Raw genomic sequence first — 6,016 nt, 5'->3', positions numbered from 1 at the left:
GCCCAGGCCGAGTTCCAGGCGCGCCGCATCGCCGCCGGCCTGGCGCGGCTGTGGCAGGCCGCCTTGCTGATCCAGCATGCACCCGCGCCGGTGGCGCAGGCCTTCGTGGCCAGCCGCCTGCACGCGGGCGGCGGGGTGTTCGGCGAACTGGCGGCTGGCGCGGACGCGCAGGCCATCCTGGCGCGGGCGTGGCCCGCCGCCGCATGCTAAATTTCCTGGCTCGACCAACCTTCCCGCATTTTTCGCCATGCTTTCCCAGCAAGAACTCAAGCAGCAAGCCGCCGACGCGGCCCTGGAATTCGTTGAACAGGTCGCCGGCCCGGACACCATCATCGGCGTGGGCACGGGGTCCACTGCCGATCTCTTCATCGATGGCCTGGCCCGTTTCAAGGGCCGGATCGGCGGCACGGTCGCCAGCTCGGAGCGCAGCGCCGCCCGGCTGGCCGGGCATGGACTGAAGGTGCTGGACCTGAACGACATCGCCACGATGCCGATCTACGTCGACGGCGCCGACGAGATCGATGCCAACCTGCACATGATCAAGGGCGGCGGCGGCGCGTTGACGCGCGAGAAGATCGTGGCCTCGGTGGCCGAGCGCTTCATCTGCATCGCCGACGAATCCAAGCTGGTGCAGACCATGGGCAAGTTCCCGCTGCCGGTCGAAGTCATACCCATGGCCCGCGAGTCCGTGGCGCGCGCCCTGGCGGCGCTGGGCGGCCAACCCAAGCTGCGCGAGGGATTCGTCACCGATAACGGCAACATCATCCTGGACGTTTCCGGCCTGTCCATCACCGACGCGCGGGGCCTCGAAGCCCAGGTCAACAACCTGGCGGGCGTGGTGACCTGCGGACTGTTCGCGATCGCGGGTGCCGACGTGGCGCTGCTGGCCACGCAGAACGGCATCCGCCGCCTGGATCGCCGCGCCTGAGTCCTGCCGCGGCCCCTGGTCCAGCCCTGGCCGCCTTGCCTTGCAGGCGCCGGGGCCCGCATTCATAATCCTGTCACACTTGGGTCATAACCTTGCGGGTTGTGCAGGCCCACCTCGTAATTTCCTCTTTTCAGGGCAGTGCAATGAGACCAACCACGCAGGGAGCCCGGATGTCGGAGCATACAAACAAGCAGTTCGATGCGGACCTCGAAAGCGTCCGTTCGCAGTTCCTGCAAATGGGCGGCTTGGTGGAAGCCATGATCCAGGAGGCCATCGACGCGCTCGCCAGCGGCGACATGTCGCTGGTCGAGAAAGTCCGTGAGCGGGAAAAGGAAGTCAACCGCCACGAAGTCGAAATCGACGAGAGCATCAGCCGCATCCTGGCGCGCCACCAGCCCACCGCCATCGACCTGCGCATGCTGATGGCCGTGTCCAAGATGCTGACCGACATGGAGCGTTCCGGCGATGAGGCGGAGAAGGTCGCCACCGTCGCACGCCGCATCCACGAAGCCGAGCTGCGCCACATCCCGGTGATCGAACTGCGCCACATGGCCGCCAATGTCCGCACCATGCTGCATCAGGCGCTGGACGCGTTCGCCCGCCTTGATCCCATCCAGGCCGCCGCCGTCGTGCGCAGCGACAAGGAAGTGGACAAGGAATGGAAGGGCGCCCTGCGCCATCTGATCACCTACATGATCGAAGATCCGCGCACCATTTCGCGCGCCATCGACATGATCTTCATCGCGCGCGCACTGGAACGCATCGGCGACCATGCCAAGAACATGTCCGAGCGCGTGATCTACATGGTCAAGGGCGCCGACGTGCGCCACACCGGCGTGAAGAACACCGAGCGCCTGGCGCGCGGCGAAGAAGAGGAAGGTACGGAAGAGTAATCATCGCTGTCGGACGCCCGGCGGCCTCGCCGGGCGTCTGGCGTCGAAGACCGCGTCGCGGCGCCGTCAGACGCCAGGCGTCAGTCCAGCGGCAGCGCCGCCCCAGCTTGCAGGCGCGGGTCCGGCAGGCCAGGTTTGCCGGCCTCGATGCGGCCTGCCAGCCTGCGGCCGAAGGCCGTCAGGGCGGGCGCGCTGATCTCCAGGTCGTACCACCCCTGGCAACCGCCATAGGCAAGTTCCAGCGAACCGTCCGCCTGCACCTGCGCCATGGCGCACCAGCCGTCGCCCATGCGCGACTCCACTTTCACCGGCTGCGGCGCGTCACCGCGATTGATGAGACGCAGGCTCAGGCCAGTCGCCGTCGGCGTGACTTGCGCCTCCAGTGTTCCGGCATCGCGCGCATCGCCGCGGAACTGCCGGTGCAGGCCGTCGGGTCCCAGCAACCACAGGTCATAGGCGCCGCCATCGTGCAGGCGCCAGCCATCGTCCAAGCGCGCGCCTGCGCCCACGGTGTAGCGGCGCGGGGCGTGTTGCAGCGCGCGGCGGTCGTAGACATGCAGCACCGCGCCCGCGCTGCCGGGGTTGCGCAGGGTCAGCCGGTAATGTCCGCCGTCGGCGGCCATCTTGCCCTGGACCTCCAGCGCATAGGGCAGGGCGCAGGCCCGGCGTTGGCCTGCGGCGTCCGCGCCGCGATCCGTGGCGAAGTCGAAGGCCGAACTCAGGTCGCCGGCGATCTCGCGCCGCCAGGCGCTGATGTTGGGTTCGTGCACGCCGAAGCGCGCCTCCAGGAAGCGGATCACTGAAGTGTGGTCGAACACCTGGGAATTGACCCAACCGCCGCGGCTCCAGGGCGAGACCACCAGCATCGGCACGCGCGGCCCTAGGCCGAATCCGCGGCCGCGCAGGCCGGCCGGGTCGTCCGGCGTCGCAGCGCTGGGCCCGTGGCGCGCATCGTGGTACTCGCCATCCAGCTCGACCGTGGACAGGCCGCCAGATAGTCCGTCGGCCGCGCGGGCAGGCGGCGCCGGCGGTGGCATGTGGTCGAAGAAGCAGTCGTTTTCATCGTAGGTGACGAAGAACACGCAGCGGCACCAGACCTCCGGATTGCGGGTCAGGATGTCCAGCACGCGCTCCGTGTAGGCGCCGCCCCGGGCCGGCGACGAGACCTCGGGGTGTTCGGAATCGGCCGTGGGCGCAATGATCCAGGACACCTGCGGCAGCGTGCCGTCGGCGACGTCGCGGGCCAGCTGGTCCAGCGTGCAAGTGGACAGGCCGCGGTCGCGCAGGGGAGAGTTGCCAGACGCGCCCGCATGCTGGCGGCGGTACTGCCGGAAGCCGGCCAGCGGGTTGTCGTGGTAGTTGTCCGCCATGTCCTGGTAGATGCGCCAGTCCACGCCGGCGTCCTGCAGGCGTTCGGGATAGGTGGTCCAGGCATAGCCTTCGCCGGCGGGCCCGAGTCGGTCGAAGGTGTTGACCAGAGCCGGGCCGCCCGCCAGGCCCTGCGGGTCATTGGTGCCGGTCCACAGGAACAGGCGGTTGGGATTGGTGCCGGCGTGGATCGAGCAGTGATAGGCGTCGCACAGGGTGAAGGCGTTTGCCAGCGCGGTCTGGAACGGTATTTCCGCGCCGCGGTAGGCGCCCATGCCGAGCCGGCTCTTGGCGGGCAGCCATTGGTCCATGCGGCCGTCATTCCAGGCGCGCTGCGCGTCGTCCCAGGTGTGCGGCGTGATGTAGCCCACCTGCGCATCGCTGGCGTACTCCGCCTGCAAGGCATAGGGACGGACCTGCGTCGCGCCGTCTGCCTGCGTCAGCACATTGCCCGCCAAGGTGGGCGCAGGATGCGGGTCCGCAAAGCCGCGCACGCCGGGCAGGGTGCCGAAATAGTGGTCGAAGGACCGGTTTTCCTGCATTAGGATCACCACGTGCCGCACGTCCTGCAACGTGCCCGTGCGGCGGTCGGGCGCAATGCCAAGCGCGCGTTCGATGGGCGAGGAAGGGACGGCGGACGGGGACGGGCGCGATTCTTCTTTCATGACAGCGATGATACGGCCAGCGGCGCTTGAATCTTAAGGGCGGCCCGGCCGGAAGCCGGGGCCTGAAACGAACAGCCCCTCGCGGGCGAGGGGCTGGATCGGGCCGGCCGCCGCTAATGGGCGCCGGCGGAAAAGCGCGGCAGGATCAGGCCGAGGGCGGAACGTAGCCCTGGGCTTCGACGGTGCCGTCTTCGAACAGGAAGCGTTCCATCTGTTCTTTCAGGTACTTGCGGGCGCGGGCGTCCGCCAGGTTCAGGCGGTTTTCGTTGACCAGACGGGTCTGGATGCCCTTCCATTCTTCCCAAGCTTCCTTGGAAATGCTCTGCCAGATCTTGGTGCCGAGTTCGCCGGGGTAGGGCGGAAAATCCAGCCCTTCGGCTTCACGCTTCAATTTCACACAGTTGACGATACGGGCCATGGTTCGCTGCCGGAAGAAATGAGTAATCCCGCATTTTAACGGGCTTGGCGCCGTGATGGCGCCAAGCCCCTGCGGACCCTGCGGGTAGGCCGGGTGTTACAGCTTCTTGATGAAGACCAGGCTGTTGCGCGAACGGTTGTAGTTGTGCTGCTTTTCGCGGGGCAGGTCGGCGATGCCGCCTTGCACGAAACCGCGCTTCATGAACCAGTGCGAGGTCCGCGTGGTCAGCACGAACAGGCGCTTGGCGCCGCTGGCGCGCGCGCGCGATTCCATGTGGCGCAGCAGGATTTCGCCTTCGCCCGAGCCCTGCCATTCCGGATGCACGATCAGGCAGGCCATTTCGGCCATTTGCTCTTCGGCGAAGGTATGCAGGGCCGCGCAGCCGTAGATGACGCCGTCGTGCTCCAGCACGGTGAAGTTTTCCACGTCGCGCTCGACCACGCTGCGCGGGCGCGGCACCAGGGTGCCGTCCGCTTCCAGGGGCTCGATCAGGCTGAGAATGGCGCCCACGTCGTCGATCGTGGCGGCGCGCAGGTCGTCCAGCGTGTCTTCCACCACCATGGTGCCCACGCCGTCGTGGGTGAAGATTTCCAGCAGCACGCTGCCGTCCAGGGCGAACGGCAGCAGGTGGGCGCGGGCCACGCCGCGCTTGACCGCCAGCGAGGCGTATTGCAGGAAGGAATGGGTTTCCTCGTCGAGTTCGCCGCCGGCCAGCAGCGCGTCGGCGTCGACCCGGGCCAGCTCGGTGTCCAGCGTGCCGTCGTCGTTCAGCACGCCCTGCGAGCTGGACAGGAAGATCAGTTTTTCGGCGCGCAGCGCCACGGCCACGCTGGTGGCCAGGTCTTCCATGGCCAGGTTGAAGGCGTCGCCGGTAGGGGAGAAGCCCAGCGGCGACAGCAGCACCACGGACGAGCCCTTTTCGATGGCGAACTTGAGGGCGTCGACGTCGATCTTGCGCACCTGGCCGGTGTGCTTGTAGTCCACGCCGTCCAGCACCCCGGTGGGGCGGGCGGTGACGAAGTTGCCGGAGATCACGCGGATATGGGCGTGCGACATGGGCGTGTTCGGCAGCCCCTGGCTGAAGGCGGCTTCGATGTCCAGGCGGATTTCGCCGGCGGCTTCCTTGGCGCATTCCAGCGCGGCGGCGTCGGTGGGCGACAGGCCGCGGTCGAACTGCTGGGTAAAGCCCTTCAGGCGCAGCTGCTCATTGACCTGGGGACGGGAGCCATGCACCAGCACCAGGCGAATACCGAGCGAGGACAGCAGCGACAGATCCTGCACCAGCGCGTTCAGCGCGCCGGCCTGCACCAGTTCGCCGCCGAACGCCACCACGAATGTCTTGCCTCGGAACGCATGCACATAGGGCGCCACTTCTCGGAACCATCGGACGAACTGGGCGGGTGCGAATTCTGGGGCTTCGAGGGCGGAGACGGTGTCTGGTTCCAGGTCGGGCATGATGGGCGGAAGGATTCCTGAGAGTCGGTCAAAACGCGGCGCAGTGCCGCGCCATGGCGCCGTCAGGCGACGGCGTGGCGAAATTATATGACCGTCGCGCACTGGCGCAGGAGGAAAAGAGTGCCAATTTGGTGCCGGATTTCCCGGTTTGGGTTCGACGCGCCGGCAGGAAGCCCGCGGAAATTTATAATGCCGGGCTAACCGGACAAATCGTACATGCCTGAATCATCCAGCCCGCGTGCGCCCAAGAGCGCGGACGCGGCGGCCCCGGCGGCGGCCGCGTCCGCCC

Annotated in this window: 5 protein-coding genes and 1 pseudogene; 3 read left to right on the top strand and 3 right to left on the bottom strand. The window is 67.6% G+C overall.

The genetic code is table 11. The features are described 5' to 3' along the window. The 3 genes and pseudogenes from WBB14_RS27005 to phoU form a co-directional block, all read left to right on the top strand. Positions 1 to 210, top strand: a pseudogene (locus WBB14_RS27005) (acyl-CoA dehydrogenase); the annotation flags it as partial. A gap of 37 nt (positions 211 to 247) precedes the next feature. After that, positions 248 to 928 carry a ribose-5-phosphate isomerase RpiA gene (gene rpiA / locus WBB14_RS27000; RefSeq protein WP_424242482.1) on the top strand — a complete coding sequence of 227 codons (681 nt, stop codon included), beginning with the start codon at positions 248 to 250 and terminating at the stop codon, positions 926 to 928. Positions 929 to 1,098: 170 nt separating this feature from the next. Next, positions 1,099 to 1,821, top strand: a complete 723-nt coding sequence (gene phoU, locus WBB14_RS26995) for a phosphate signaling complex protein PhoU (RefSeq protein WP_424242481.1) — start codon at positions 1,099 to 1,101, stop codon at positions 1,819 to 1,821. A gap of 80 nt (positions 1,822 to 1,901) precedes the next feature. Here phoU and WBB14_RS26990 read toward each other — a convergent pair whose 3' ends face one another. From WBB14_RS26990 to argA, 3 genes are all read right to left on the bottom strand, one after another. After that, the gene (locus WBB14_RS26990; protein ID WP_424242480.1) at positions 1,902 to 3,854 is read right to left on the bottom strand and encodes a phosphocholine-specific phospholipase C; all 1,953 of its coding nucleotides are present in this window, start codon (positions 3,852 to 3,854) and stop codon (positions 1,902 to 1,904) included. Between the two features lie 145 nt (positions 3,855 to 3,999). Further along, a complete protein-coding gene (locus WBB14_RS26985) occupies positions 4,000 to 4,272 on the bottom strand; it encodes an oxidative damage protection protein (protein WP_013392664.1) in 273 nt (90 codons plus the stop codon). 96 nt (positions 4,273 to 4,368) lie between these two features. Beyond that, complete coding sequence (gene argA, locus WBB14_RS26980) at positions 4,369 to 5,727, bottom strand: amino-acid N-acetyltransferase (RefSeq protein WP_424242479.1); 1,359 nt, start codon at positions 5,725 to 5,727, stop codon at positions 4,369 to 4,371. Positions 5,728 to 6,016: the final 289 nt, after the last annotated feature.

Source organism: Achromobacter sp., assembly GCF_049647645.1.
GTDB lineage: Bacteria > Pseudomonadota > Gammaproteobacteria > Burkholderiales > Burkholderiaceae_B > Achromobacter.
This window is presented reverse-complemented; position numbering and strand designations above follow the sequence as displayed.